Below are 25,866 nucleotides of genomic sequence, written 5' to 3' on the forward strand. Positions count from 1 at the left end.
CGCTTTAGCGTGATCTTCGTCAACTGCGACGAAGCCGGGCGCGGTGTTATGCTAGCCGCCCTTCGCTGGCGGCCCTGCTCTGTCGCTTTGCCCGATTTAAGGTGATGTCATGACTACTCGCACCGAGGCCGTTAAAGCCTACTTGCTCGACCTGCAAGACCGTATCTGCGCTGCGCTGGAAACCGAAGATGGCGGCGCACGCTTCATTGAAGACGCCTGGGAGCGCCCGGCAGGTGGTGGCGGGCGTACCCGCGTGATCGAAAATGGCCAGGTCATCGAAAAAGGCGGTGTGAACTTTTCCCACGTGTTTGGCAGCGGCTTGCCGCCGTCCGCCAGCGCCCATCGCCCTGAACTGGCGGGCCGTGGCTTTGAAGCCCTGGGCGTGTCGCTGGTAATCCACCCGCACAACCCGCATGTGCCGACGTCCCACGCCAACGTGCGGTTTTTCATTGCCGAAAAAGAAGGCGAAGAGGCGGTCTGGTGGTTTGGTGGCGGCTTCGACCTCACGCCCTACTACGGCGTTGAAGAAGACTGCGTGCACTGGCACCGCGTGGCCGAGCAAGCCTGCGCACCGTTCGGCGCCGACGTTTACCCGCGCTACAAAGCCTGGTGCGACCGCTACTTCCACATCAAGCACCGCAACGAACCGCGTGGTATTGGCGGCCTGTTTTTCGATGACCTGAACGAATGGGATTTCGACACCAGCTTTGCCTTCGTTCGCGCCATCGGCGATGCCTTTATCGACGCCTACCTGCCAATTGTGCAGCGCCGCAAGGCGCACGCCTACACGGCCCAGCAGCGTGAGTTCCAGGAATATCGCCGGGGCCGCTACGTTGAATTCAACCTGGTGCACGACCGTGGCACCCTGTTCGGCCTGCAATCGGGCGGGCGCACCGAGTCGATCCTGATGTCGCTGCCGCCCCACGTACGCTGGGGTTATGACTGGAAAGTGGCGCCCGGTACCGAAGAGGCGCGGCTAACTGAGTACTTTCTGCAAGACCGCGACTGGTTAGCCAACGCCTGACATTGCCCGAGGAACTTGCCTGATGGACCGTTACGTCGTTTTTGGTAATCCGATCGCCCACAGCAAATCGCCGGTGCTGCACCGCCTGTTTGCCGAGCAAACCGGGCAATCGATGCAGTACGACACGTTGCTCGCGCCGCTGGATGACTTTGGCGGCAGCGCGTTGGCGTTTTTCCAGCAAGGTCGCGGGGCCAACGTGACCGTGCCGTTCAAGGAAGACGCCTATCGCCTGGCCAACAGCCTGACCGCCCGTGCGCAACGGGCGCGCGCGGTGAACACCCTGAGCAAACTGGCTGACGGCACGCTGCTGGGTGACAACACCGATGGCGCGGGGCTGGTGCGCGACCTGACGGTTAACGCGGGCTTCAGCCTCAAGGGCAAACGCATCCTTATTCTTGGTGCGGGCGGCGCGGTACGTGGCGCGCTGGAACCGATTCTGGCCGAAGGCCCTGCCTCGGTGACCATCGCCAATCGCACGGTCGAAAAGGCCGAAGTGCTGGTGGAGCTGTTCAGCGACCTGGGGCCGGTGGCGGCCAGTGGTTTTGACTGGTTAAAAGAGCCGGTCGACCTGATCATCAACGCGACGTCGGCCAGCCTGGCCGGTGACGTGCCGCCGATTGCCTGCAGCCTGATCGAGCCGGGCCAAACCCTGTGCTACGACATGATGTACGGCAAAGCGCCGACGCCGTTTTGCCTCTGGGCCAGCGAGCATGGCGCGGGCCACGTCATGGACGGCCTGGGCATGCTGGCCGAACAGGCCGCAGAAGCTTTCTACCTGTGGCGCGGTGTACGCCCGGACACCGCCCCGGCGTTGGCCGAACTGCGCCGCCTGCTGGCGCAATAAACCTCTTGTAGGAGCGAGCTTGCCTCGCGATCTTTTGATCTTCAAAAAGATCGCGATGCAAGCTCGCTCCTACACGTCAGTCCTCAAACAAAATCGGGCACTTGTCCGCGCCTTCCAGTTTCTTCAATTCTTCCACCACCGGCGCCCGTGCCCGGCGCAAGGTCAGGCTGCGGCCTAGCCCCAGCAAGCGGCGGGCTTCCTGGTGCAGCATCTCAACCCCCGAATAGTCGATAAAGTTGATGTGCTGCGCCTCGATCACCACCCGCTGCCCTTGGGTGCGTTGTAAACGCACTTGCAGGTAATGGCTGGCGCCGAAAAAAATCGACCCGCCGACCCGCAGTACTTCTTCATCGCCCTCTGTCCATTGCTGAATACGCGGGCGCGAAGTGCGCTTGAGGTAAAAAAACAGCGACGCCAGCACCCCGGCATAAATCGCTGTTTGCAGCTCCAGCAGCAAGGTCGCGACGCAGGTCAGTGCCATCACCGCGAACTCGGCCCGGCTCACGCGCCACAGCGCCCGAATGCCGCGGGTGTCCACCAACCCCCAACTGATCAGCAAAATGCTGCCTGCCATGGCCGGGATCGGAATGTGTGCAATCAGCGCGGAACCGGTGATCGCAAACAGCGCCACCCACAACGCGGAAAACACCCCGGCCAATGGCGAGCGGGCACCCGCTTCGTAGTTGAGCCCCGACCGGGTGAATGAGCCCGAGGACAAATACCCCGAGAACAAGGCGCCGAACACGTTGGACAACCCTTGTGCGCGGATTTCCTGATTGGCGTCGAGCATCTGCTGCGAACGTGCTGCTATCGAGCGGGCAATCGACAAACTGGTCACCAGCCCCAGCATGCCCACCGCAACGGCACTGGGCAGCAGGCGCAACAGCGTTTCGATATCCAGCGGCAGCGGGCTAAACGGCGGCAAACGTCCCACAAATGCCTGCACCAACTGCACATGGCCAAACACCGACGGCAGCAGCCACACGGCCAGGCTGGCGAGCACCAGGGTCAGCAACAGCGTCGGCCAGCGTGGTAGCCAGAGCTTAAGTGCGGCGCCCACCAGCACCGTCCCTACCCCGAGCCCCAACGACGCGGGGTCGAAGTCGCGCACATGGCGCAACAGCGTCAGCAGGCTGTCCAGCGCCGTGGCTTTGCCCGGCACATCAACGCCCAGCACATTGGGCAACTGGCCCAAGGCAATCACCACCGCCGCGCCAAGGGTGAACCCCACCACCACCGAATGAGAGACAAAATTGGCCAGTGCGCCGAACTTCAGCATCCCCAGCAGCCACTGGAAAATCCCCGCCAAAAACGTCAGCAGAAGGATCAGGCCGATGTAATCCTGCGTGCCGGGCACCGCCAGCGGGCTGACACTGGCAAACAGCACAATCGAGATGGCAGCCGTCGGACCGCAGATCAAATGCCACGACGAGCCCCACAAGCACGCAATAATTACTGGCACAATGGCAGCATATAGCCCGTATTCAGGCGGTAAACCTGCAATCAAGGCGTAGGCGATGGACTGCGGCAGTGCCAGAATTGCACCACTCAAGCCCACCAGCGCATCTCGGCCTACGCTTGCGCGGGTTTGTTTGGGCAGCCAATTCAGAAACGGCAGGATGGCAGTGCGGTTGAGCCGGGGCATAACGCTCTCGCTGAGTGTGGGTTTAGAGTGCGCGTGCAAGGTTACCTCTGTGGGAGCGGGCTTGCTCGCGATGGCCTCGCCGCGGATGTTCGCATACACCGCACCGTCTGCATCGCGAGCAAGCCCGCTCCCACATTAATAATGCGTGCAGCACACAATCAAGAGGCGCTTATGCAACGAATCAAGGGCTATCACGCCCACGTCTATTACGACGCCAGCACCATCGACCAGGCGCGCGCCCTCTGCGAAGAAGCGGCGCACCGATTTGGCATCAGCATGGGCCGCGTCCACGAACGCCCGGTCGGCCCGCACCCCGACTGGAGCTGCCAACTGGCCTTTGGCCCCGAACTGCTCGGCATTGTATTGCCCTGGCTGGCCATCAGCCGACACGGGCTGGTGATCTTTCTGCACCCCGACACGGGCAATGACCTGCTGGATCACACCGATCATGCGATCTGGATGGGTGAAATCAGACCGTTGAATTTGTCTATTTTTTGACCAGCAAGCCAAGTGCTGCGTTTTTTCAAAATTTTTTTTCACCCCCTAAAATTCCGTCCGAGACCTACCGTCGGCAAATCCCGGATAGCCCCGTGCCATAACGGCTGAACGTTCGTGCGCGGGCATGTGTCATACCTTGCCATGAGCTAACGTAAGACACGTGTAGCCAAGGGTAGCGATTAGTCCTCACGCGCCATCCATGTTTAACTTGAATGCTCGTTCAAGTTAAACCGGTGGTCCGCTGCCCGCTCACAACAGGAGGCTAACCTTTGCCGAACTCGCTCTTTTTACGCCTGTATCACTGCTGCGAGGTGTATTTGCCATGAGTGCACCTTCGACGTCGCAGACGTCTCTCATCCGTATGAATCCGCCGGTTTTCTACTTTGCCGCCGGGTTTATTTTGATCTTCGGGCTGGTGGTGATTTCATTGCCCGAAGCCGCCGGAGAATGGCTACTGGCAGCACAAAACTGGGCGGCCAATACGGTCGGCTGGTACTACATGCTAGCGATGACCCTGTATCTGATCTTCGTGGTCGTCACCGCCTTGTCCGGCTACGGCAAGATCAAGCTCGGTGCCGACCACGACGAACCTGAGTTCAGTTACCTGTCCTGGGCGGGCATGCTCTTCGCCGCCGGGATCAGCATCACGCTATTTTTCTTTTGTGTGTCAGAACCCCTCACCCACATGCTCAACCCGCCACAAGGCCCGGCCGGTAACGCCGAGGCGGCGCGCCAAGGCATGCAGTTGCTGTTTTTGCACTGGGGTTTGCACGGTTGGGGCGTGTTCGCCTTTGTCGGCATGGCGCTGGCGTACTTTGCCTACCGGCATAACCTGCCGCTGGCGCTGCGTTCGGCGCTGTACCCGCTGATCGGCAAACGCATCAATGGCCCCATCGGCTACGCAGTGGACGGCTTTGGCATCATCGCCACGGTGTTTGGTCTGGGCGCCGACATGGGTTTTGGGGTGTTGCACCTCAACTCCGGGCTCGACTACCTGTTCGGCGTGCCGCACACCCAATGGATTCAGGTGGGGTTGATCACCCTGATGATGGGCGCGGCCATTTTGGTGGCCATCGCGGGCGTCGACAAAGGCGTGCGCGTGATGTCCGACATCAACATGCTGCTGGCCTGTGCCCTGCTGCTGTTCGTGCTGTTCGCAGGGCCGACGCAGCACCTGCTCAACACCTTGATCCAGAACATCGGTGACTATTTGGGCGCGCTGCCGACCAAGAGTTTTGATGTGTACGCCTACAACAAGCCGAGCGACTGGCTGGGCGGTTGGACCGTGTTTTATTGGGCCTGGTGGATCGCATGGTCGCCGTTTGTAGGCCTGTTTATTGCGCGTATCTCCCGTGGCCGGACCATTCGCGAATTCGTGTTTGGCGTGCTGCTGATTCCGCTGGGTTTCACCCTGGCCTGGATGTCGATTTTCGGCAACAGCGCTATCGACCAAGTGCTCAACCACGGCCTGACGGCGTTAGGCCAAGCCGCCATCGACGACCCGTCGCGCGCCTTGTACCTGCTGCTGGAAACCTACCCGTGGAGCAAAACCGTGATCGCCGTGACGGTGTTCATCAGTTTTGTGTTCTTCGTGACCTCGGCCGACTCCGGCACCGTGGTGCTGTCGACCCTCTCGGCGCGTGGCAATAGCGCTGACGAAGACGGCCCCAAATGGCTGCGGGTGTTCTGGGGCGGGATGACCGCGCTGGTGACCAGTGCGCTGTTGTTCTCGGGCAGCATTGACGCGCTCAAGTCGGCGGTGGTCCTGACCTCGCTGCCGTTCTCGCTGATCCTGTTGCTGATGATGTGGGGGCTGCACAAGGCGTTCTACCTGGAGTCGCAGAAGAAGATCGCGCAGATGCATTCGCTGGCCCCGGTGGCCGTGTCGCGCCGTGGCCGTGGTGGCTGGCGTCAACGCTTGAGCCAGGCCGTGCACTTCCCGTCGCGGGACGAGGTGTACCGCTTCATGGACACCACGGTGCGCCCGGCAATTGAAGAAGTCAGCGCGGTGTTCCTTGAAAAAGGCCTCAACGTTGTCACCCAGCCCGACCCGGCCAATGACAACGTCAGCCTTGAGATTGGCCATGGTGACCAACATCCGTTCGTCTACCAGGTGCAAATGCGCGGCTACTTCACGCCGTCGTTTGCCCGTGGTGGCATGGGCCCCAAAGAACTGCGTAACCGCCGTTACTACCGGGCTGAAGTGCACCTGAGCGAAGGCAGCCAGGACTACGACCTGATGGGCTACACCAAAGACCAGATCATCAACGACATCCTCGACCAGTACGAACGCCACATGCAGTTCCTGCATTTGGTGCGTTGAACCTGGGCTGCGATCTTTTGGTGTTCAAGATCAAGAGATCGCGAGGCAAGCTCGCTCCTACAGGGCCTGTGCAACACCTGTGGGAGTGGGCATCATGATTCGCCAAATAGCCATGGGTTGATCAGATTCAAAGTGCCTTGCGAGAAGTCTTTAACGTTGCGTGTCGCGAGACTTGCCTGATGTGCAATGCAGGTAGCGGCTATTTGCGCATCTGCCAAGCTGACGGACTTGCCTGAGGCCTGACTGGTTGCGACCCACACTGCGTAACGGGGTGCCGTATGTGCATCGAAAGGTAAGACTCTGTCAGCAAAGTCTTCATCGAACAAAGCCTGTGCAATGACGTGCAACTGATCTTTACGTTTGCCAGCGGGAAGCCGTTCGATGCCGTGAAGTATTTCGGCCATGGTGATGGCGCTGATAAACAAATCATCAGATGGCTGAGCGTCTACCCACGCAACCACGGCTTGGCTGGGTTGGGGGCGCATAAGTTCAGAGAGTACGTTGGTATCGAGAATGATCATTCATCGAAGCCCACGGTGCGCACACGCTCTTCTCTAGTGGGTAACTCTAATTCAATGCCGCCTGTCTCAGCGAAGCGAGCGCGGATACGGCTGGCTAAACCTTGGTTTTGGGCGGGTTTTCTTAATGCTCTGCGCAAGATAAGCCGAGCCTCTTCTTCCATGGAATGGCCATTAAGGGCTGCTTCTATACGCAGGCGTTCCTTGATTTGATCATCCAGGTTTCTAATGGTGATGCTGGCCATAAATAACCTCGTGCAATCAATGAAATCGTTGCAATCATAGGGCGATGAAATTGACACCTCCAGAGCGTACAGACCAACGGTCCTTAACTAAAGCGCGCTTGGCGTAGATGATTTACAGACCTTTCCCTGACTTGTGTGGGATGAGGCTTGCTCGTGCTTTGGCCCATTGTGGTGCTCGTTGCGGGCTGCCTATAGTTCGCCCTGTCGCTGAATCATCAGCGTTCGGGCGTGCAAGCCTGATTATTGGATTTCAACTTTTCATATCGCTTTGGTAGGCTCCGCGCCTGCAATCGTCGTTATGGCGGTTGTGCGTGGGAGATCTTCGGGTCTGCCGGGTCCCAATAACCGGTCTTGCATACCTGCGCACAGCTGCCACCCTCTTTCTGCGTGCAAGCTGATTGAAGTGGCTCCACACCTTATTGGAGTTCCACCATGTCTGATTTCCTCCCGCAAACCGACAATCCTGTTGATTCCAACGTTCTCTTGATTGATACCCAGGCGTCTGTGTCTGCCTTGCTCACCTGTGCTGAGCAGCGCTTTCAGGCGGCCAAGAATTTGTTGCGCAGTTTGTCCCACATGAACGCCTACAGCAGCGATCCGCATGATTTGAGTGCGGTGTGTGAGGCGACGTCGTTGTTGTTGCAAGAAGGCTGCGATGTGCTGGGGGTGTTGGTGTTGCGCGAGGTGTAGCAACTCACTGAATCTTAGGTTGATGCGCCCCTCTAAATAGACCAATATAACGACCTATTTAGAGGGCTAAATTATGCAAAGCGTCTTGGCAGATCGAGCGGTGAGTGTGTCTGAACTCAAGAAAAATCCCTCCGCAGTCATGAATGCTGCCCACGGTGCTCCGGTTGCGGTGCTCAACCACAACCGTGTCATGGGCTACATGGTGCCTGCTGAAGTGTTTGAAGCCATCATGGAGCGTCTGGATGACATGGACCTTGCTGAACTGGTGAAGGCTCGCAGCCAAGAGACGCCTGTCCCGGTAAATCTGGATGACTTATAAGCTGGAGTTCCTGCCCACAGCTTTGAAAGAGTGGGAAAAATTGGGCTATACGCTTCAGCAGCAATTTAAAAAGAAGTTGGTCGAACGATTGGTAAGCCCACGTATAGGGGCTGACGCCCTTCACGGGATGCCCGACTGTTACAAGATCAAGCTTAAATCGGCAGGCTACCGGTTGGTGTACAAAGTCATTGATGAGCGCGTCGTAGTGGCGGTGATTGCTGTCGGGAAACGCGAACGCAGCGCTGTATACGACCGCGCCAAGCAGCGCTAAATAGCGTGTTTGATCGCAATTTATTCACGTTGAAGATCAAAAGATCGCAGGCAAGCCAGCTCCTACAACATTTAGGGTGTTCACCCTTTTGAGGGCTGCCTATAGTTCGCTCCGTCGCTGAATCATCAGCGTTCGGGCATGCAAGCCTGAATAGTGGATTTCAACTTTTCAAAACGCTTGGTAGGCTCCGCGCCTGCGCACAGCTGCCAACCTCTTTTGAACGTGTAGTCGCTGACGAGGCACGAAGGCTGCGATGCGGGCCGCAGGACCGCCGTCTGGGTCGCTGCGCAACCCATCGCAGCCTTCGTGCCTCGTCAGCGGCTACAGAGCCAGTGCGAGTTCGCTCCTGCCTGGTCAGTGAATGGCCGGGGGCGGGTTTTTGTTTTCTTTGATGCGGTACCAGGCCACGTACAGGGCCGGCAAGAACAGCAAGGTCAACAAGGTGGCCGAGAAGATGCCGCCGATCATGGCGTAGGCCATCGGGCCCCAGAACACGTCCCGTGCAATGGGGATCATGCCCAGGCTGGCCGCCGCGGCGGTCAGCAGGATGGGCCGACGTCGGTGATGCGTGGCCTGGACCACCGCATGCCACGGGTCGAAGCCATCACGTTCGAACTGGTCGATCTGGGTCACCAGAATCACCGTGTTACGAATGATGATGCCGATCAGCGCCAGGATCCCCAGAATCGCGATAAAGCCCATCGGCGTGCCGGTGGGCACCAGCGCCAACACCACGCCAATCAGGCCCAGCGGCGCGACGCTGACCACGATGAACATTTTCTGCACGCTTTGCAGCTGGATCATCAAAAAGGTCGCCATCAAAAACAGCATCAACGGGATGACTTTGGCGATCGGGCCTTGGGCCTTGGCGCTTTGCTCCACGGTGCCGCCGGTTTCGACTTTGTAGCCTTGCGGCAGTTTGGCGATGAACTCATCGATGGTCGGTTTGAGGTCGTCCACCAGGTCAACCGCCTGAATGTCGCCGCGCACCGCAGCCTTGAGGGTCAAGGTCGGTATGCGGTCACGGCTCCAGACCAGCGGCTGCTCCAGCTCGTAGCGCACCGAGGCAAACGCCAGCAACGGGATCGAGGTGCCGCTCGGTGTGGTGATTTGCAGGTTGAGCAGGGTTTCTGGCGTGTTGCGCTCGCTGCCATTGGCCCGGCCGACGATGTCGATCAGGTAGATGCTGTCTTTGACCTGGCTGACAGTGGCGCCGGTGACGATGCTGTTCATCACTTGCGCGACGTCTTCGGACGACAAACCAAACTGGCGGGCCTTGTCTTGCGCGATGTCGACCCGCAGCACTTTGCCCGGCTCGTTCCAGTTGAACAGGGTTTCGCCCACGTTGGGGTTGGCGTCGAGTACGGTGGCCAGGTCAATGGCGTGTTTGCGCACCAGGTCGATGTTCGGGCCGCTCACCCGGTATTGCAGCGGCTGGCCCACGGGCGGGCCCAGTTCCAGGGTGTGCACATAACTGCCAACGCCGACAAACTCTTCACGCAGGCGTTTGTTGAGGCGCTCCATCAACGCATCGCGGCTCTCAAGCCCGGTGCTGACGATCACCAACTGGGCGAAGAACGGGTTTTGCAGTTGCTGGTCCAGAGGCAGATAGAAACGGATCGCGCCCTCGCCCACGTAGGTACTCCAGCGCACGATGTCCGGGTCGTCCTTGAGCGAGGCTTCAAAGCGTTGGGTGACTTTGAGGGTTTCCTGGATCGAGGCGTTTTGCGGCAGGTTCAAATCCACCAGAATTTCAGGGCGTTCGGAGGCCGGGAAGAACTGGTTTTGCACAAAGGTCATGCCCACCACCGAGGCCAGGAACATCGCCGCCGTGCCGCCGATGGTCCACCAGCGATGGGTCATGCACCACAGCAGGCCGGTGTTGAACGCTTGGGCCAGCCGCCCCGGTTTTTCGGACTTGGGTTTAACCTTGGCCGGCAGCACGTGCACGCCCAGCACCGGGGCAAACAGCACCGCCACCATCCACGACACAATGAGGGCCACGCCGATCACCGCGAACAGGGTGAAGGTGTACTCGCCCGCCGCGCTGTTGTTGAGGCCGATCGGGACAAAACCCGCCACCGTGACCAAGGTCCCGGTAAGCATCGGGAAGGCCGTGGAGTGGTAGGCAAACGTCGCGGCCTGCTGTTTGGTTTCGCCCAGTTCCAGCCGCGAGATCATCATCTCTACCGTGATCATCGCGTCGTCCACCAGCAGGCCCAGGGCGATGATCAACGCGCCCAGCGACACACGTTGCATGGCGATGCCGGTGAACTCCATAAACACGAAGACCAGCGCCAGCACCAGCGGGATCGAGATCGCCACCACCATGCCTGCGCGCAGGCCCAGGCTGATAAAGCTCACTGCCAGAACGATGATCACCGCCTCAAACAGCGCGCTGGTGAAGCCGTGTACGGCCACCTGCACCACTTCGGCCTGGTCAGAGACCATGTGCACGCCCACGCCCACCGGCAGTTGCGCGGTCAGTTCGTTGATGCGCTGCTGCAGTTGCTCGCCGAACTCCTGAATGTTGCCGCCCGTGTTCATGGCCACGGCCAGGCCAATGGCCGGCTGGCCGTTGTAATGGAACATCGGCGCGGCCGGGTCGACATAGCCGCGGGTGATGTCGGCCACGTCAGCGAGCCGGTAGAAACGGTTGTTGACCCGCAGGTTGACCGCCTCAAGGTCGGCCACGCTGTGGAATTGGCCAGAGGCGCGCACCGACATGCGCTCTGGCCCGGCTTCAATGACGCCCGCCGGGGTCACGGCGTTTTGCTCTTGCAGGCTTTGCAGAATGTGCTGTTGATCAAGGCCCAGCGCGGCCAGTTTGCGGGTCGAGAAGTCGAGGTAGAAGGTTTCGGCCTGCTCGCCGATGGTCATCATCTTGCCGCGATTGGGGATGTCGCGGATCCCCAGGCGCACTTCTTCGACGTAGTCGCGCAGCTGGCGCATGCTGATGCCGTCGCCGGTAAAGGCGTAAATCGTGCCGTACACATCACCGAACTCATCGTCGAACCCCGGGCCTTGAATGCCTTGGGGGAAGTCGCCGCGAATGTCGCCGATTTTTTTGCGCACCTCGTACCAGATATGCGGGATGAGCTCGGCCTTGGTGGTGTCTTTCAAGAACACAAACACCGTGGACTCGCCCGGCCGGGTGTAGCTCTGGACGTAATCGAGGGTGTCCAGCTCTTCGAGCTTTTTCTCGATACGGTCGGTGATTTGCAGCATGGTGTCGTCCACCGTGGCGCCGGGCCACTTGGTCTGGATCACCATGGTTTTGATGGTAAAGCTGGGGTCTTCGGCGCGGCCCAGGTTGAAGTACGAAAAGAACCCGGCAAGCACCGCGACGAACATCAGGTACCACACGAATGACTGATGCTCGAGGGCCCACTCGGACAGGTTGAATTTCCCATTCATTGCGAGCTTTCCTTGTCGAGTCTGACTTTTTGTCCGGGTTTAAGGCTGTAGGCGCCCGCACTGACCACGGTGTCACCGCTGCTAATACCGCCCGAGAGCAACACGGTATTGGCGTCGCGGCGCCACACGGTCACCTCCCGCGTGTTGGCGGTGAGTGTGTGCGGGTCGACGACCCACACACGGGTTTTGCCGTCGGTTTCTTGCAGGGCGGTCTGCGGCACCTGGAAGTGCTGGGTGATCGGGCTGCTGACCGTCACGCTGATGGAACTGCCGAGGCGGAAGGCCGGCGGGGTCTGGTCGAGGGTCAAGCGCACACGACGGGTGCGCGTGGCGCTGTCGGCCTGTGGCGCGATTTCTCGAACATGGGCCTTGGTGTTGACGTTCGGGTCGAGCTGGCCAGCAACAAAGAACACCACGTCTTTGGGCAGGGCTTCGGCCAGCGGCGCCGGGAGGTCGATCACCGCTTCTTTGATCTCAGGTCGCGCCAGGGTGGCCACGGCTTCACCGACACTCACCACCTGGCCAGCTTCGACCGCCCAATCGGTGATCACCGCGTCATGGTCTGCGCGCAGGTTGCAGTAGCTGAGCTGGTCTTTGGCCTGATTGAGCGCCGCTGACGCTTGTTGCACGGCGGCCTGCGTGGTTTTGAGGTCGGCTTGTGCCGTGTCCAGCTGGGCTTGCGCGCCCACGCCCTGATTGAACAGCTCTTGCTGGCGCCGGGCATTGGCCTGGGCGTTGATCAACTGCGCGCGGGACTTGTCCAGATCGCCTTGCGCGGCGCGCACGTTGTTTTGCTGATCGGTCGGGTCGAGGCTGGCCAAAATATCGCCTTCTTTAACCAACGCGCCAACGTCGTAATAGCGCCGCACGATGCGGCCCGGCACTCGAAAGCCCAAGGTGCTTTCATAGCGGGCTTCGATGTTGCCGGCAAAGCGCCCCAGGTGTTGGGTCAGGTCGGGCTTGGCCACCACGTAGAGCACGGGCCTGACGGGTGGCTCAGGCGGCTTTTTTTCAGAGCAGCCCAGCAACAACAGGGCCGCGAAAGGCGCTATCCATAGACGGTTCATAGCGCCATCCCCCCTTCTGGCGTGGGTGCTATCTCGACCTTCATGCCGGGGTGTAACAATTGTCCGCCTGCGACCACGACCTTTTCTCCGTCCTTGAGGCCATCACTGATGATCACGCTGCCGGTCAGGTAGCGCCCCACGGTGACTTTTTGCAGGCGCGCATTGTTGTCGCCGTCGACCACCCACACCGCCGGGTCGCTGACATCTTTGGTCAGGGCTGACCATGGCATTTCAATGCTGCGCTGCGGCGCCGGGCTCAGGTTGACGCTGACAATCGAGCCCAGGTCCATGCCTTTGGGCAGTGAGTCCAGTTGCACCTTGATTTGCAGCGTGCCGCTTTGCGCCGCCACGGCGGGGGTGATCTCGCGGATAAAACCGTTGGCCTTGACCGTCGGGTCCTGCAACAGCGTGACTTGCACGGTAGGGTCTTTGGGCGGCTCGATGAACAGCGATTCGTACACGTTGAACACGGCATCGCGGGCGCCATCACGGGCCAGCGAGAACATCGGCATGGTGGCTTGCACCACTTGCCCGACTTCGGCCTGGCGTGCGGTGATAACGCCAGGCGCTTGCGCCACCAAGTTGCTGTAGCTGAGTTGTTCGCGGGCGTTGGCCAGTTGCGCTTGCGCCGCCGCCAAGGCGCTTTGTGCGCTCTGCTGGGCCGCATAGGCCGCATCGTATTCGCTTTGGCTGGTGTAGCCCTTTGGCAGCAGCTTTTGCTGACGCACATAGGCGGCGCGGGTTTGTACCACTTGCGCTTGTTGCGCATACACGCTGGCCTGGGCGGTCTCGACCTGGATTTTCAAATCTTTGGGATCTAGGCGCGCCAACACCTGATTGGCCTGAATGTGATCACCGACATCGACCTTGCGCTCGATGATCTTGCCGCCGACCCGAAAGGACAGCTGGGTTTCGACCCGGGCCTGAATGTCGCCACTGAGCGCAATGGGAGGTGCATAGTCGCGGCTGGTAACTTCTTGTATATAAACTCTTGGTGATAAAGGCTCTTTGGGGCCTTCTTTACCGCAAGCCGTTAGCAGCGCCAAAAGGCTCAAGCCCCAAGCACACTTGATTCGTGGACCAGCCATGCAGACTCCTTTGCTTGGTGCTGAGTGATCGAGACAATACGACACATAGCGTAGAACAGGGTTCAGACTTTGTGGGACTCTGTGCACGCCTTGCTCACACTTTTGAGGTCACCCTATGCTCACCACTTTGGCGGTGGCCAACTATCGCTCCATCAACCAGTTGATCGTCCCGCTGGCGCGGCTCAATTTGATCACCGGCCCCAATGGCAGCGGTAAATCCAATCTGTACCGTGCGCTGCGTTTGCTGGCCGAGACGGCTCAGGGCGGGGTGGTCAATGCATTGGCCCGTGAAGGCGGGCTGGAGTCGACGTTCTGGGCGGGGCCCGAGGTGGTATCGCGGCGCATGAAGTCTGGCGAGGTGGCCATCGAGGGCGGCCCGCGCAACAAGGTCAAGCGCTTGCGCATGGGCTTTGCGGCCGACGATTTCAGCTACGCCATCGCCTTGGGGGTGTCGCCGCCTGAGCTGTCAGCGTTTACCCTCGACCCGCAAATCAAACACGAAAGCATTTGGGTGGGGCCCAGCTACCGCCCGGCCAGTGAGCTGGTGGAGCGCAATGGTCCGATGATCCGTGCCCGTACTGAGCGCAGTTGGCAGGTGCTGGCGCAGCACACGCCGATGTTCGACAGCTTGTTCGATCAAGTCGGCAGCCTGCAGGCCTCGCCCGAAGTGCTGCGGCTGCGGGAGTCGATTCGCGGTTGGCGCTTTTATGATCACTTTCGCACCGACCCTGATGCGCCGGTGCGTCAGCCGCAGTTGGGCACGCGCACACCGGTGTTGCACCACGATGGCCGCGACCTGGCTGCGGCCCTGCAAACCATCCTCGAAATGGGCGACCCGCAAGTCCTGCACAGCGCCATCAGTGACGCCTTCCCCGGCGCGCGGCTAGAGATCAATGCGATGCCCGGTGGGCGTTTTGCTGTCGAGTTCTATCAAGAAGGGTTGTTGCGGCCATTGTCGGCGGCGGAGTTGTCGGACGGCACCTTGCGTTACCTGCTGCTGGTGGCTGCCCTGCTCACGCCGCGCCCGCCGACTCTGATGGTACTCAACGAGCCCGAAACCAGCCTGCACCCCGACCTGCTGCCCGCGCTGGCGCGGTTGATCATTCGCACCTCGCACCATTCCCAGGTGTGGGTGGTGTCCCACGCCCGGCGGCTGATTGCCGCCTTGCAGCAAGACCCGGAGTGCAACTGCATCGTGTTGGAAAAAAACCTCGGCCAGACCGAGGTCGTGGGGCAGCGAATGCTGGATCAACCGGCTTGGCATTGGGCGGATTGATAGAGGGAAATCAAAGCAATCGCAGCCGTTGCCCCCAAGTTTCAACTCCATGCAGGGGGATATTGGGGTTGTGCCCCCAAACCGTGGGCATTGGCGGTACGGAGGTGGCCACTTCGGTGATTTGTTCAGCAATGTGTGGCGAGGTTGGGCTCGACGTTGAGGAAATAGAGTTTTGTCGGGAAGTTGTGGGAGTCGTATTTTTAGACAAACCGGGGAATGTTTTATCAAATTTGCTTTTTTTGGCCGCCGCTCTAATGCCTCTCCAGCCCAGCTTAGTGGCCATGACGGTGCTGCCTAAACCAAAAAGGGCCAAGGTGAGGCCTGCGGCTGTCATTCCAGTGCCACCGGAGTTATCACCGCCCACTGCCATGCTCAATCGGGTGGCGCCTATCACACCACCGGCCGCTGTTAGCACCACCCCTGCGACCTTCATTTTATGCACCGTTTTGGAAGTGCCCGCCTTTACAGCTTTGAAAGATGCGTAAAAGCTTACGGAGGGTATTGCTCCGTTTATTGTCCCGGCGAGACCACTGATGGCCAGGATGGCTGGGGCTATCAAGGCAAAGGAAAACTGCCCATTGGGGTCTACCCGGTTAACCGGATCACCCAGGCAATAGCAGTAGGGGTTCAACCCGCCAGCACCAAACGGGCTTAACGTATCGGGGCTGTTAAAGCGCATCAATACGGGGTTGTACGCGCGGTGACCGTTACCCAACAGATAGTGGCCGGTCATCGGGTCGGGCGCTTCCCCGTTAAACCCTAACAGCCCCTGTTGCCCACGATGATAACCATACGGGGTGTAAGCCTGCGGGTGTTGGTGTGCGCCACTGAGTGAGCGCAACACGCTGCGTTGCAGGTCGGTGCCCAGCAACAGCGTTGCGGTTGTGTGTTTTTCAGCCAGCAACTGGTCGTGGTGCTGAAAGACTGTTTGGCTGTGTTCACCCTGGCGTACAGTGCTCAAGCGCTCACGCTGATAAAAACGCTGCGTCGAGGGCTGCGCGCCCATTGTCGTTGTTGTTAAGCGATCCAGAGGGTCGTAGGCATAGCGTTTAAGAGGCATGTGGGTTGGCTCTTTGCTGAATGTCCCCCCAGCTTTGCTCCAATGCCAGACCTTGCCTACCTGTTAACTCTGCTAGGTACTTTTGCCAAATACTAAAAAACGCCGACGCTGTAGGAGCCGTCGGCGTTTTGTGTGAGCGGGTGTTGAATTAGAACGCAGGCACTACCGCACCTTTGTATTTCTGTTCAATAAACGCTTTGACTTCAGGGCTGGTCAGGGCTTTGGACAGCTTTTGGATTGCGTCGCTGTCTTTGTTGTCCGGGCGAGCCACCAGGAAGTTCACGTAAGGCGAATCAGAGCCTTCAATGATCAGCGCGTCGGTGGCCGGGTTCAGGCCCGCTTCCAGCGCGTAGTTGGTGTTGATCATGTCCAGATCAACCTGGTCCAGCACGCGGGGCAGCAGTGCCGACTCAAGCTCTTTGAACTTGAAGTTGTGCGGGTTTTTAGCGATGTCTTTAGGGGTGGCCACCGCGTTGGTCGGGTCTTTCAGTTCGATTAGACCGGCCTTTTGCAGCAGGATCAATGCACGGCCGCTGTTGCTGCCTTCGTTAGGGATCGCGATGGTTGCGCCGTCTTTCAGGTCTTTGATGTCTTTAACTTTTTTGGAGTAACCACCAAAAGGTTCAACGTGTACGCCGACCACGGTCACCAGGTTGGTGCCTTTGCCTTTGTTAAAGCTTTCGAGGTACGGCAGGGTCTGGAAGTAGTTGGCGTCCAGACGCTTCTCTGCGACTTGTACGTTCGGCTGCACGTAGTCGGTGAAGACTTTAATGTCCAGATCCACGCCTTCTTTGGCGAGGGTCGGTTTGATCAACTCAAGGATTTCAGCGTGAGGAATCGGGGTCGCAGCGACCACCAATTTTTCGTTGGCCTGTGCCAGGCCTGCCGTCAAAGCAGCCGCCAATGCGGTAAACAACAGAACCTTTTTCATGCAATATCCTTAAGAGTGACCGTTCTGGTAACGGTTTTATTGGAGTCGGAGCGAAAGATACCGACTTTCTTTATTCCAGAACAATAATATTTGTTCATTCACTTAGATCGTTTGGTTCTTTAAATCTCTCCCTGTAGGAGCGAGCTTGCCTCGCGATCTTTTGATCGTCTAAAAGATCGCGAGATGGGGGTTATGCCAGCAGCTGTTTCAGCGCCGCCAGCTCCTGCGCCGTTGCGCCTTTAATAAAGTGCTCAATCTGCCCCAGGCTGTCAGGCAGGTTTAAATGCTCGGGGCGGATCTCTTCGCCGGTGCTCACCAGCAGCGCAAAGTGGATGACGTTCTCCAGCTCACGGGTATTGCCGGGCCATGTGTGGCGCTCCAGTACCCGTTGCGCGTTGTCACTGATAAATGGCACCGCCAGGTTGAGGCGCTGGCTGTAGATGCCTAAAAAGTATTCGGCCAACGACAAAATATCCCCCGGCCGCTCGCGCAAAGCGGGCAACGGCAACTGCCCCTCGCTGAGGTAGTGATACAGCCGCTCGTGAAATTTGCCAGCCTGTACCGCCTGAGCCAGGTCGATGCTGGTGGCCGCCACCAGGCGCACATCCACCGGGCTGGGCTGATGGGCGCCGACCCGCGTGACTTCGTGGGTTTCCAGCGCGGCCAGCAATTTGACCTGAATGCCCAGCGGCAAATCACCGATTTCATCCAGGTACAGCGTGCCGCCATTGGCGGAGCCGAACCAGCCGGCGCGGCTGCTGGCCGAACTGCTGTGGCTGCCGGGAGCGTAACCGAACAACTCGGCATCGGCGTAGGTCGGGCTGATCGCGCCGCAATTAACAGACACAAACAAACCGGTACGGTCGCTGGCGCGGTGGATGTGCCGGGCCAACAGCTCTTTACCCGTTCCGGTTTCGCCGCGAATCAAGACCGGTAGCGCGCGCGGCGCCAGCAGTTCCAGGTCATCACGCAATTGGCGCGAACGCGGGTCGACAAACACCAGCGCTTTGGCGCGAATGCTCAGCGGGCTTTTTTCGGCATCGGGGAAGGTCAGCAGGGGCTGACCAAAGGTTTCATGCAGACTCATGGCGGGCTCCCGCCCGCCGCCGATGGGTGGGCGCGGGCGTTACAAAAAATTCAGGCGCGGCGCAGGGCGCCGTGCTCAATACGGGTTTGCAGGCGATACAAAAAGGCGAAGCCTTGCTCCCAGCGTTGGTGGCCAGACTTGACGTTGATATGTCCGGCGCCGCTGAGAATGCCGACCTCGGCGCCCCATTGGCGGGCAAACTCCATGGCGCGAGGTGCGCTGGCCGCAGCATCGTTATCAGAGCCGACGACTTGGCTCGGGAACGGCAGGGTTTGCGTCGGGATCGGGGCAAAGTTACGCAACGCAGGGGCGCAGGTGGGGCGTTCGACATCTGCCGGGGCGACCAGCAAGGCACCGCGCACCTGGCTCAGCAAGCTGGCGGGCGCACGTTCGGCCCAATGCGCAACGGTGATGCAACCCAGGCTGTGGGCAATCAGAATGACCGGCGTGCTGTCGGCGGCAATCGCCTCGGCCAGCGCGGCAATCCAGTCTTCGCGGCGTGGCGTCAACCAGTCGGCCTGTTCCACCCGGGCACTGTTCGGCAAGCTGTTTTGCCAGTGGGTTTGCCAATGATCGTCAGACGAACCTTGCCAACCCGGCACTATCAAATAGCGAATCGATTCATTGCCCATGGCTGTGCGCCTCCAGCGGTATGTGTGTTACCGAGTCAGTATAGGGACGGTTTTTAGATTCGCTAAGGAATAAGAAGCTATTTGTTAATAACCAAAAAACCATCGCCGTTCAGAACGCGCAGGCGTATTACACTCAATGCGTTGCCCACCCCGCGAGCTACCGCCATGAAAAGCCTGGTTGATCATCTGAGCCAATACGCCGCTTATCACCGTGACAAACGCAATATCGTTAGCCACTTTGTGGGCATCCCGTTGATTGTGATTGCCGTGGCGGTGCTGTTGTCGCGACCGCAATGGGCGGGCATTTCACCTGCGGTGTTGGTGATGATCGCCAGTGCGGTGTTTTACCTGCGCCTTGAACTGCGCTTGGGGTTATTGATGACCGTGTTGCTGGGGCTGGCGGTCTGGCTCGGGCACACCTTGGCGGCGCTGAGCACGGGCGCGTGGCTGAGCTGGGGGGTTGGGCTGTTTGTGGTCGGCTGGGTGATCCAGTTTGTGGGGCATTACTACGAAGGGCGCAAACCTGCGTTTATCGATGACGTAACCGGGCTGATAGTCGGGCCGTTGTTTGTGGTGGTGGAGTTGGGTTTTCTGCTGGGCTGGCGCCAGGATTTGCAGCGCGAAATCGACGCACGAATCGTGTAGGAGCGAGCTTGCCTCGCGATCTTTTGATCGTTTAGAAGATCGCGATCAAGCCCGCTCCAACCGGTTTATCTAAACGCCTGGTGCAGCTGTGCCAGCGTCTCAAAGTGGTAGGTGGGCGCGTGTGCGCTCAGCTCTTCGAAGCTGCCAAAGCCGTAGCCCACAGCCGCCGCGTGCAGGCCGTTGTGGCTGGCGCCGATGAGGTCGTGCTTGCGGTCGCCGATCATCAGGGTCTGCGCCGGGTCCAGCTTTTCTTCGGCCATCAGGTGAGCAATCAGCTCGACCTTGTTGGTGCGCGTGCCGTCCAGCTCGCTGCCGTAAATCACGTTAAAGTGCTTGGCGAAGTCAAAGTGCCGGGCGATTTCGCGGGCGTAAATCTGCGGCTTCGAGGTGGCGATGAACAGCTGGCGGCCTTGGTTCACCAGTTCTTCCAGCAGCGGCGTAATGCCTTCAAACACCTGATTTTCGTACAGGCCTTTGACCGAGAAACGCTCACGGTAAAAGCCTACGGCTTTCCATGCCTCGGTTTCGCTGAAGCCGTAAAACTCGATAAAGGCTTGCAGCAACGGCGGGCCGATAAAGTGTTCGAGTTTGCGCAGGTCTGGCTCCTCAATGCCCATTTTGCTCAATCCATACTGGATCGAACGGGTGATGCCTTCGCGTGGGTCGGTCAGGGTGCCGTCGAGGTCGAACAATACGTTTTGATACTGCATGCAGGGCTCCAAAATAGGCGGCTTAAACGGGCTGGTCGTAGCCTTCGGCCAAGTGCTGGTCTTTGAGTTTTACGTAGTTGCCAGCGCTGTAGGTAAAAAAGGCTTTCTCTTTTTCAGTCAGTTCACGCACTTGTTTGACCGGGCTGCCCACATACAAAAAGCCGCTTTGCAGGCGCTTGCCCGGAGGCACCAGACTACCCGCGCCCACGATCACGTCGTCTTCAATCACCGCCCCGTCCATCACGATGCTGCTCATGCCGATCAAAATCCGGCTGCCCACGGTGCAGCCATGCAGCATGACCTTGTGCGCGATGGTCACGTCATCGCCGATCAGCAGCGGGAAACCTTCAGGGTTGAACGGCCCGGCGTGGGTGATGTGCAGCACGCAGCCGTCTTGCACGCTGGTGCGCGCACCGATGCGGATGCGGTGCATATCGCCGCGAATCACGGTCAATGGCCAGATCGAACTGTCGGCGCCGATCTCGACGTCGCCAATCACCACGGCCGAACGGTCGACAAAGGCGCGCTCGCCCACGGTAGGTGTGTGCTGCTGGAACGGACGGATGGACACAAATAGCTTCCTTCTTTAGCAGTAATAGGGCGTTACAGGGCTGCGGTAACGGTCGATTGTAATTAAGATGGCCCAAGGTCTGCTGACGTTTCATTACAACGAGGTGAGTGGTTCAGTTTTTGCAATGAAACCTCAACAGATCTTCAATTTCTTCTAGCCAAGGTGCCAAACGTGAGCGAGAAAAACCCTCTATTGCAGCCCTACGACCTGCCGCCGTTTTCGGCGATCCGTCCTGAGCACGTCCAGCCGGCCATCGAGCAGATCCTCGCGGACAACCGTGCTGGCATTCAAAAGATCCTCGCCGATCAGGGCGAGAACCCGACGTGGGCCGGTCTGGTGCTGGCGATGGATGAGTTGAACGACCGTCTGGGCGCCGCCTGGAGCCCGGTCAGCCACTTGAACGCGGTGTGCAACAGCACTGAACTGCGTGAAGCTTACGAGGCGTGCTTGCCTGCATTGAGCGCCTACTCCACCGAGATGGGCCAGAACCGTGAGCTGTTCCAGGCCTTCGAAGCCTTGGCCCACAGCCCGTATGTATCCGGCTTTGATCAGGCACAAAAGACCATTCTTGAACACTCGCTGCGCGATTTCCGCCTGTCGGGTATTGATCTGCCAGAAGCCGAGCAGAAGCGCTACGCCGAAGTGCAGAGCAAGCTATCCGAGCTGGGCAGCAAGTTCTCGAACCAACTGCTGGACGCGACCCAGGCCTGGACCAAGCACATCACCGACGAAGCTGCGCTGGCAGGCCTGACCGAATCGGCCAAGGCGCAAATGGCCGCGGCTGCACAGGCTAAAGGTCTGGATGGCTGGTTGATCTCGCTGGAATTCCCAAGCTACTACCCGATCATGACCTACGCCGAAGACCGCGCCCTGCGCGAAGAAGTCTACGCCGCCTACTGCACCCGTGCGTCGGACCAAGGCCCGAATGCCGGTCAGTTTGATAACGGCCCGGTGATGGAACAGATCCTCGACCTGCGTCAGGAATTGGCCAAGTTGCTGGGTTTTGGCAGCTTTGCCGACCTGAGCCTGGCCACCAAAATGGCTGAAACGCCGGATCAGGTACTGACCTTCCTGCGTGACCTGGCCAAGCGCACCAAGCCGTTTGCGGCGCGTGACCTTGAGCAACTGCAAGCCTATGCCAGCGAGCAAGGCTGCAGCGAGCTGAAAAGCTGGGACACCGGTTTCTTCGGCGAAAAACTGCGCGAGCAGCGGTACAGCGTGTCGCAAGAAGCCTTACGCGCCTACTTCCCGATCGACAAAGTGCTGGATGGCTTGTTCGCCATCGTACATCGCCTGTACGGCATCGACATTGCTGAAATCAAAGGCTTCGACACCTGGCATCCCGATGTGCGCCTGTTCGAAATCAAAGAAGACGGCCAGCACATCGGGCGTTTCTTCTTTGACCTGTACGCCCGCGCCAACAAGCGCGGTGGTGCCTGGATGGACGGCGCCCGTGACCGTCGCCGCACCGCAGCCGGCGAGCTGCAAAGCCCGGTGGCTAACCTTGTGTGCAACTTCACCCCGGCCGTTGCGGGCAAGCCTGCACTGCTGACCCACGACGAAGTGACCACCCTGTTCCACGAGTTCGGTCATGGCCTGCACCACATGCTGACCGAGATCGAACACGCAGGCGTGTCCGGTATCAACGGCGTGGCGTGGGATGCGGTCGAGCTGCCAAGCCAGTTCATGGAAAACTGGTGCTGGGAACCGGAAGGCCTGGCGCTGATCTCCGGCCACTATGAAACCGGCGAAGCGCTGCCAAAAGACCTGCTGGATAAAATGCTCGCGGCCAAGAACTTCCAGTCCGGCCTGATGATGGTCCGTCAGCTGGAGTTCTCGCTGTTTGACTTCGAACTGCACGCCACCCACGGCGATGGCCGCAGCGTTGCCCAAGTGCTGGACGGCATCCGTGATGAGGTCTCGGTCATGCGCCCACCAGCGTATAACCGCTTCCCGAACAGCTTCGCGCACATCTTTGCAGGCGGTTACGCGGCGGGTTACTACAGCTACAAATGGGCTGAAGTGCTGTCGGCAGATGCGTTCTCGCGCTTTGAAGAAGAAGGCGTGTTCAACCCGCACACCGGCAAAGCATTCCGTCAGGCCATTCTGGCGCGCGGTGGCTCGCTGGCCCCAATGGAACTGTTCAAGGACTTCCGTGGCCGTGAGCCGTCGATTGACGCCTTGTTGCGCCACAGCGGCCTGACCGAGGACAAGGCAGCATGAGTGATGCACCGGTAAACGTGACAAAAAAACGCTTTATCGCCGGGGCTGTCTGCCCGGCGTGCAGCGAGCCTGACAAGCTGATGATGTGGAACGAAAACGACGTGCCGCACCGCGAATGCGTGGCCTGCGGCTACTCCGACACGCTGAATGAACAAGGTCTGTCGGTGCCCAAGGAATTGGGCACGCGGGTCAACACCTCGGCACTGAAAAAACCACCGACCCCGAACGTTCAGGCGGTGCAGTTCTTTCCCAATCCGAAGCTGAAAAAGCCTTAGTAGCAAGAAGCCTGTGGCGGCTGGCAGCGTATGCCTGCCGCCACAGGGCTGGCGTTATACCGAGAAAAAGTAGCGTGTCAGGTGAAAGAAGATCGGTGCTGCGAAGCAGACTGAATCCATCCTGTCGAGCATGCCGCCGTGCCCTTTGATCATGGTGCCCCAGTCCTTGGCACTTAAGCTTCGCTTGATGGCTGACATCACCAGCCCGCCCACGAAACCCATCACTACGATCACAAAAGCCATCATCAGTGATTGCCAGAAACTGAAGGGTGTCATCCAAAACATGCATCCGCCAATCAGCGTCGCCGCCAAACCTCCGCCCACGAGACCTTCCACGGTTTTTGAGGGACTTATCAGCGGTGCTACTTTGTGCTTGCCGAAGAGTTTGCCAAACACGTATTGCAGGACATCACTTAACTGCACCACGAACATCAGATAGAACAGCAGCAGCGCGTTCTGGCCTTTAAATCCTTCCAGATCCAGCATTAACAGAGCGGGGGCGTGGCTGATGCAGAAAATACAAATCATCACGCCCCACTGAATCTTTGCCGTGCGCTCCAAAAAGCACTCAGTGTCCTGGCTCAACACGGCAATGGCTGGCAACAGCAGAAACGCATAGACCGGAACCAACAGCGTGAACATCGAGTACCACTGGCAAGCGATCAGTGCATATTGCAGTGGGATAAGGATAAAAAAAGCGATAAACAGTGCGTTATGGTCCCCCCGTTTTGTGGGCGCCAAGGTAATGAACTCACGCAGAGCAAACAGTGAAATGAAACCGAAGAGAATGACCGTCGCATTACCGCCCAGCAGGTAAGACATAAAGAAGACGATCACCATGCCCCACCAGGCATTGACGCGCTGATTGAGGTTTTCAATCGTTGCCATGGCATTGTCAGTTTTGGTTCTGCTGGCCAATACATGACCGATTAACGAGGCGCTGGCCAATAGACCGACCAGCCCGGCAAAGAACCACAAAAACTTCGTTTCAAGCATCATTGCGACAACCTCACAATGGCGTCACGCGCCCGCTCCAGGAAGAGCTGTTTTTCTTCGCCAATCATTTTTTGCAGCGGATTGCCGATCCGGATTGTGCAGATAATGGGCAGCGGGAAATGCTTGCCTTTGGGCATGGAGCGATGAAAATTTTCCAAATAGACAGGTACCAGATCGACATCAGGAAAGGTTTCGCTCAACCGGAACAGGCCCGATTTGAACTCGCCAGGCAGCGCCTGACAGGAGCGAGTCCCTTCCGGGAAAAAAATGATGGAGTGCCCCGCTTTCAACACGTCAAAGATGGGTTCAAGAAGGTTTTTATCCGCGCCGGATGTTCGATCAATCAGAACTGCATTCAGCCCTTTTTGTGAGATGTACGAGAGAAACGCATTTTTGCCCCAGTAGTCGGCGGCGGCCACCGGCCTTACGTTTACACGAGCATCGGCGGGTAAAGCGGCAATGATGGCCAGCGTGTCCATATGGCTGGTGTGATTGGCAAAGTAGATGCGCTGGCGAGTGAGGTCTGGAGGGCTCTCCCAGCGGGCGGTGACACCAATCAGGACACGTAGAACAGACGTCAGTGCGTTACTGATCCACATGGTCGTTTTCCTTTAGCTGTCTGGCGATTGCGAGGGTTCGCGTCCCGCAGGTGATCAGCGAGCCGATAACAATGACGACCAGAGCGATCAATAGCGCCTTGTGTGTGCCGAAAGCGGCTGTTTCCGCGGCATTGATCAGGAGGGCTACGGTCATCAGGGCCATGCGGTGTTGTTTGGCCATTGGCCCGGCAAAACACTGCTTGAGGCCAATCGACCCGCCAAAAACCCGGACATACGCGGTGAGCGCAGCAGCCAATGCACCACACCAGCCAAGGTCCGAATAGCCGATGGCATAGCCAACACCGACGATGAGCACGCTATCGGCAATCCGGTCCGGAAATTCGTTGTAGAGACTTCCGAGGCGCGATTGTTTCCCACCCTCGATTGCCACCATCCCGTCCAAAAGATTGCACAGCAGACGCAATTGAATAGAGAGGGCACATATGATCGATCCAACGACGCCGCTGTCCAGTATCAGCGCAGCGACACCTGACAGTGCAAAGACCACACTGGCCATGGAGATCTGATTGGGGGAAATATCTTTTTTAAGCAGGGCATCAGTGATGCCTGTTGCCCAGCCCGCAGAGCGGGCCTTGATGGGCCTTCGGTTTTCAGTCATGCGAGTCCTTGCAACTTGTCGTGGGAGATAAGTCGGACTCTAGGTGCGTAAAAACGATATTTATGTCGGAGCAGATGGGTAGCTTGCGAAGGATGAAGCCGAGAGTTTTGTAGGTCTTAACGCGATGACTGCTAAGTCGGGGTGCCGCAGGTGCGGTTTTTTGTGTGCACCTAATATTTGTAGGAGCGAGCTTGCCTCGCGATCTTTTGATCTTTAACAGCAAAAGATCGCGAGACAAGCTCGCTCCTACCTATAGGGTTTTGTCAGCCATCAAAAGATGTGCTGATACCCAT

26 protein-coding genes are annotated in these 25,866 nt (G+C 58.8%); 11 read left to right on the top strand and 15 right to left on the bottom strand.

The window, feature by feature from the left end; all coding sequences use genetic code 11:
* Positions 1 to 109: 109 nt before the first annotated feature.
* Together hemF and aroE are read left to right on the top strand one after the other, a co-directional pair.
* Entirely contained in the window at positions 110 to 1,024 is a 915-nt protein-coding gene (hemF, locus tag ACJJU9_RS25080) for an oxygen-dependent coproporphyrinogen oxidase (RefSeq protein WP_407729772.1), read from the top strand.
* 22 nt (positions 1,025 to 1,046) lie between these two features.
* Positions 1,047 to 1,868 (top strand): shikimate dehydrogenase, encoded by an 822-nt coding sequence (gene aroE, locus ACJJU9_RS25085; RefSeq protein WP_407729773.1) that lies wholly within the window; start codon positions 1,047 to 1,049, stop codon positions 1,866 to 1,868.
* Between the two features lie 76 nt (positions 1,869 to 1,944).
* Here aroE and ACJJU9_RS25090 read toward each other — a convergent pair whose 3' ends face one another.
* Entirely contained in the window at positions 1,945 to 3,513 is a 1,569-nt protein-coding gene (locus tag ACJJU9_RS25090) for a SulP family inorganic anion transporter (RefSeq protein ID WP_407729774.1), read from the bottom strand.
* A 171-nt stretch (positions 3,514 to 3,684) separates the two neighbouring features.
* Between ACJJU9_RS25090 and ACJJU9_RS25095 the strand changes: the two genes are divergently transcribed.
* A complete protein-coding gene (locus ACJJU9_RS25095) occupies positions 3,685 to 4,011 on the top strand; it encodes a DOPA 4,5-dioxygenase family protein (RefSeq protein WP_123750627.1) in 327 nt (108 codons plus the stop codon).
* A gap of 361 nt (positions 4,012 to 4,372) precedes the next feature.
* On the top strand, positions 4,373 to 6,334 hold the full coding sequence (gene betT / locus ACJJU9_RS25100; protein WP_227024803.1) for a choline transporter BetT: 1,962 nt from the start codon (positions 4,373 to 4,375) through the stop codon (positions 6,332 to 6,334).
* 92 nt (positions 6,335 to 6,426) lie between these two features.
* Here betT and ACJJU9_RS25105 read toward each other — a convergent pair whose 3' ends face one another.
* Together ACJJU9_RS25105 and ACJJU9_RS25110 are read right to left on the bottom strand one after the other, a co-directional pair.
* The gene (locus tag ACJJU9_RS25105) at positions 6,427 to 6,855 is read right to left on the bottom strand and encodes a type II toxin-antitoxin system VapC family toxin (RefSeq protein ID WP_407729775.1); all 429 of its coding nucleotides are present in this window, start codon (positions 6,853 to 6,855) and stop codon (positions 6,427 to 6,429) included.
* Positions 6,852 to 7,097, bottom strand: a complete 246-nt coding sequence (locus tag ACJJU9_RS25110; protein WP_153335036.1) for a FitA-like ribbon-helix-helix domain-containing protein — start codon at positions 7,095 to 7,097, stop codon at positions 6,852 to 6,854. Before ACJJU9_RS25110 ends, ACJJU9_RS25105 begins: the two co-directional genes overlap by 4 nt.
* A gap of 432 nt (positions 7,098 to 7,529) precedes the next feature.
* Between ACJJU9_RS25110 and ACJJU9_RS25115 the strand changes: the two genes are divergently transcribed.
* The 3 genes from ACJJU9_RS25115 to ACJJU9_RS25125 all read left to right on the top strand — a co-directional run bounded on the left by ACJJU9_RS25115 (position 7,530) and on the right by ACJJU9_RS25125 (position 8,377).
* Positions 7,530 to 7,787 carry a hypothetical protein gene (locus ACJJU9_RS25115; RefSeq protein WP_123750629.1) on the top strand — a complete coding sequence of 86 codons (258 nt, stop codon included), beginning with the start codon at positions 7,530 to 7,532 and terminating at the stop codon, positions 7,785 to 7,787.
* 73 nt (positions 7,788 to 7,860) lie between these two features.
* Complete coding sequence (locus ACJJU9_RS25120) at positions 7,861 to 8,106, top strand: type II toxin-antitoxin system prevent-host-death family antitoxin (protein ID WP_153327926.1); 246 nt, start codon at positions 7,861 to 7,863, stop codon at positions 8,104 to 8,106.
* Positions 8,096 to 8,377 carry a type II toxin-antitoxin system RelE/ParE family toxin gene (locus ACJJU9_RS25125; protein ID WP_048372607.1) on the top strand — a complete coding sequence of 94 codons (282 nt, stop codon included), beginning with the start codon at positions 8,096 to 8,098 and terminating at the stop codon, positions 8,375 to 8,377. Before ACJJU9_RS25120 ends, ACJJU9_RS25125 begins: the two co-directional genes overlap by 11 nt.
* A gap of 354 nt (positions 8,378 to 8,731) precedes the next feature.
* Here ACJJU9_RS25125 and ACJJU9_RS25130 read toward each other — a convergent pair whose 3' ends face one another.
* Genes ACJJU9_RS25130 through ACJJU9_RS25140 form a run of 3 tightly spaced genes read right to left on the bottom strand, consistent with a single transcriptional unit; the run spans position 8,732 to position 13,949 of the window.
* A complete protein-coding gene (locus ACJJU9_RS25130) occupies positions 8,732 to 11,794 on the bottom strand; it encodes an efflux RND transporter permease subunit (RefSeq protein WP_407729776.1) in 3,063 nt (1,020 codons plus the stop codon).
* Entirely contained in the window at positions 11,791 to 12,861 is a 1,071-nt protein-coding gene (locus tag ACJJU9_RS25135) for an efflux RND transporter periplasmic adaptor subunit (RefSeq protein ID WP_407729777.1), read from the bottom strand. The genes ACJJU9_RS25130 and ACJJU9_RS25135 overlap by 4 nt, the downstream gene beginning before the upstream one ends.
* Positions 12,858 to 13,949: an efflux RND transporter periplasmic adaptor subunit gene (locus tag ACJJU9_RS25140; RefSeq protein ID WP_407729778.1), complete on the bottom strand. Its 1,092-nt coding sequence runs from the start codon at positions 13,947 to 13,949 to the stop codon at positions 12,858 to 12,860. The genes ACJJU9_RS25135 and ACJJU9_RS25140 overlap by 4 nt, the downstream gene beginning before the upstream one ends.
* Positions 13,950 to 14,064: 115 nt before the next feature.
* On the opposite strand from ACJJU9_RS25140, the gene ACJJU9_RS25145 reads away from it, so the two are divergent.
* Positions 14,065 to 15,225, top strand: coding sequence for an AAA family ATPase (locus ACJJU9_RS25145; RefSeq protein WP_048387218.1), 1,161 nt, complete (start codon positions 14,065 to 14,067; stop codon positions 15,223 to 15,225).
* A gap of 10 nt (positions 15,226 to 15,235) precedes the next feature.
* Here ACJJU9_RS25145 and ACJJU9_RS25150 read toward each other — a convergent pair whose 3' ends face one another.
* From ACJJU9_RS25150 to ACJJU9_RS25165, 4 genes are all read right to left on the bottom strand, one after another.
* A complete protein-coding gene (locus ACJJU9_RS25150) occupies positions 15,236 to 16,285 on the bottom strand; it encodes an RHS repeat-associated core domain-containing protein (protein WP_407729779.1) in 1,050 nt (349 codons plus the stop codon).
* 148 nt (positions 16,286 to 16,433) lie between these two features.
* Positions 16,434 to 17,216, bottom strand: a complete 783-nt coding sequence (locus ACJJU9_RS25155; RefSeq protein WP_048387216.1) for a MetQ/NlpA family ABC transporter substrate-binding protein — start codon at positions 17,214 to 17,216, stop codon at positions 16,434 to 16,436.
* A gap of 190 nt (positions 17,217 to 17,406) precedes the next feature.
* Positions 17,407 to 18,303, bottom strand: a complete 897-nt coding sequence (locus ACJJU9_RS25160) for a sigma 54-interacting transcriptional regulator (RefSeq protein ID WP_407729780.1) — start codon at positions 18,301 to 18,303, stop codon at positions 17,407 to 17,409.
* A 50-nt stretch (positions 18,304 to 18,353) separates the two neighbouring features.
* On the bottom strand, positions 18,354 to 18,935 hold the full coding sequence (locus ACJJU9_RS25165) for an alpha/beta hydrolase (RefSeq protein ID WP_048387212.1): 582 nt from the start codon (positions 18,933 to 18,935) through the stop codon (positions 18,354 to 18,356).
* A 165-nt stretch (positions 18,936 to 19,100) separates the two neighbouring features.
* On the opposite strand from ACJJU9_RS25165, the gene ACJJU9_RS25170 reads away from it, so the two are divergent.
* Positions 19,101 to 19,580 carry an Mpo1-like protein gene (locus ACJJU9_RS25170; protein ID WP_314916612.1) on the top strand — a complete coding sequence of 160 codons (480 nt, stop codon included), beginning with the start codon at positions 19,101 to 19,103 and terminating at the stop codon, positions 19,578 to 19,580.
* Between the two features lie 65 nt (positions 19,581 to 19,645).
* On the opposite strand, the gene ACJJU9_RS25175 is transcribed toward ACJJU9_RS25170, so the two are convergent.
* The gene (locus ACJJU9_RS25175; RefSeq protein WP_407729781.1) at positions 19,646 to 20,290 is read right to left on the bottom strand and encodes an HAD family hydrolase; all 645 of its coding nucleotides are present in this window, start codon (positions 20,288 to 20,290) and stop codon (positions 19,646 to 19,648) included.
* A gap of 22 nt (positions 20,291 to 20,312) precedes the next feature.
* Entirely contained in the window at positions 20,313 to 20,861 is a 549-nt protein-coding gene (locus ACJJU9_RS25180) for a gamma carbonic anhydrase family protein (protein WP_048372587.1), read from the bottom strand.
* A 171-nt stretch (positions 20,862 to 21,032) separates the two neighbouring features.
* On the opposite strand from ACJJU9_RS25180, the gene prlC reads away from it, so the two are divergent.
* Positions 21,033 to 23,084 (top strand): oligopeptidase A, encoded by a 2,052-nt coding sequence (gene prlC / locus ACJJU9_RS25185; RefSeq protein ID WP_407729782.1) that lies wholly within the window; start codon positions 21,033 to 21,035, stop codon positions 23,082 to 23,084.
* On the top strand, positions 23,081 to 23,359 hold the full coding sequence (locus ACJJU9_RS25190) for a YheV family putative zinc ribbon protein (protein WP_048372583.1): 279 nt from the start codon (positions 23,081 to 23,083) through the stop codon (positions 23,357 to 23,359). The genes prlC and ACJJU9_RS25190 overlap by 4 nt, the downstream gene beginning before the upstream one ends.
* 54 nt (positions 23,360 to 23,413) lie before the next feature.
* Here ACJJU9_RS25190 and ACJJU9_RS25195 read toward each other — a convergent pair whose 3' ends face one another.
* From ACJJU9_RS25195 to ACJJU9_RS25205, 3 genes are read right to left on the bottom strand one after another with little or no spacing between them, the layout of a single operon-like run.
* Complete coding sequence (locus tag ACJJU9_RS25195; RefSeq protein WP_331367867.1) at positions 23,414 to 24,358, bottom strand: phosphatidate cytidylyltransferase; 945 nt, start codon at positions 24,356 to 24,358, stop codon at positions 23,414 to 23,416.
* On the bottom strand, positions 24,355 to 24,954 hold the full coding sequence (locus ACJJU9_RS25200) for a lysophospholipid acyltransferase family protein (protein WP_123750647.1): 600 nt from the start codon (positions 24,952 to 24,954) through the stop codon (positions 24,355 to 24,357). Before ACJJU9_RS25200 ends, ACJJU9_RS25195 begins: the two co-directional genes overlap by 4 nt.
* Positions 24,941 to 25,573 (bottom strand): CDP-alcohol phosphatidyltransferase family protein, encoded by a 633-nt coding sequence (locus ACJJU9_RS25205; protein ID WP_407729783.1) that lies wholly within the window; start codon positions 25,571 to 25,573, stop codon positions 24,941 to 24,943. Before ACJJU9_RS25205 ends, ACJJU9_RS25200 begins: the two co-directional genes overlap by 14 nt.
* Positions 25,574 to 25,866: the final 293 nt, after the last annotated feature.

It is taken from the genome of Pseudomonas helleri (assembly GCF_045830615.1).
Classification (GTDB): Bacteria; Pseudomonadota; Gammaproteobacteria; order Pseudomonadales; family Pseudomonadaceae; genus Aquipseudomonas; species Aquipseudomonas helleri.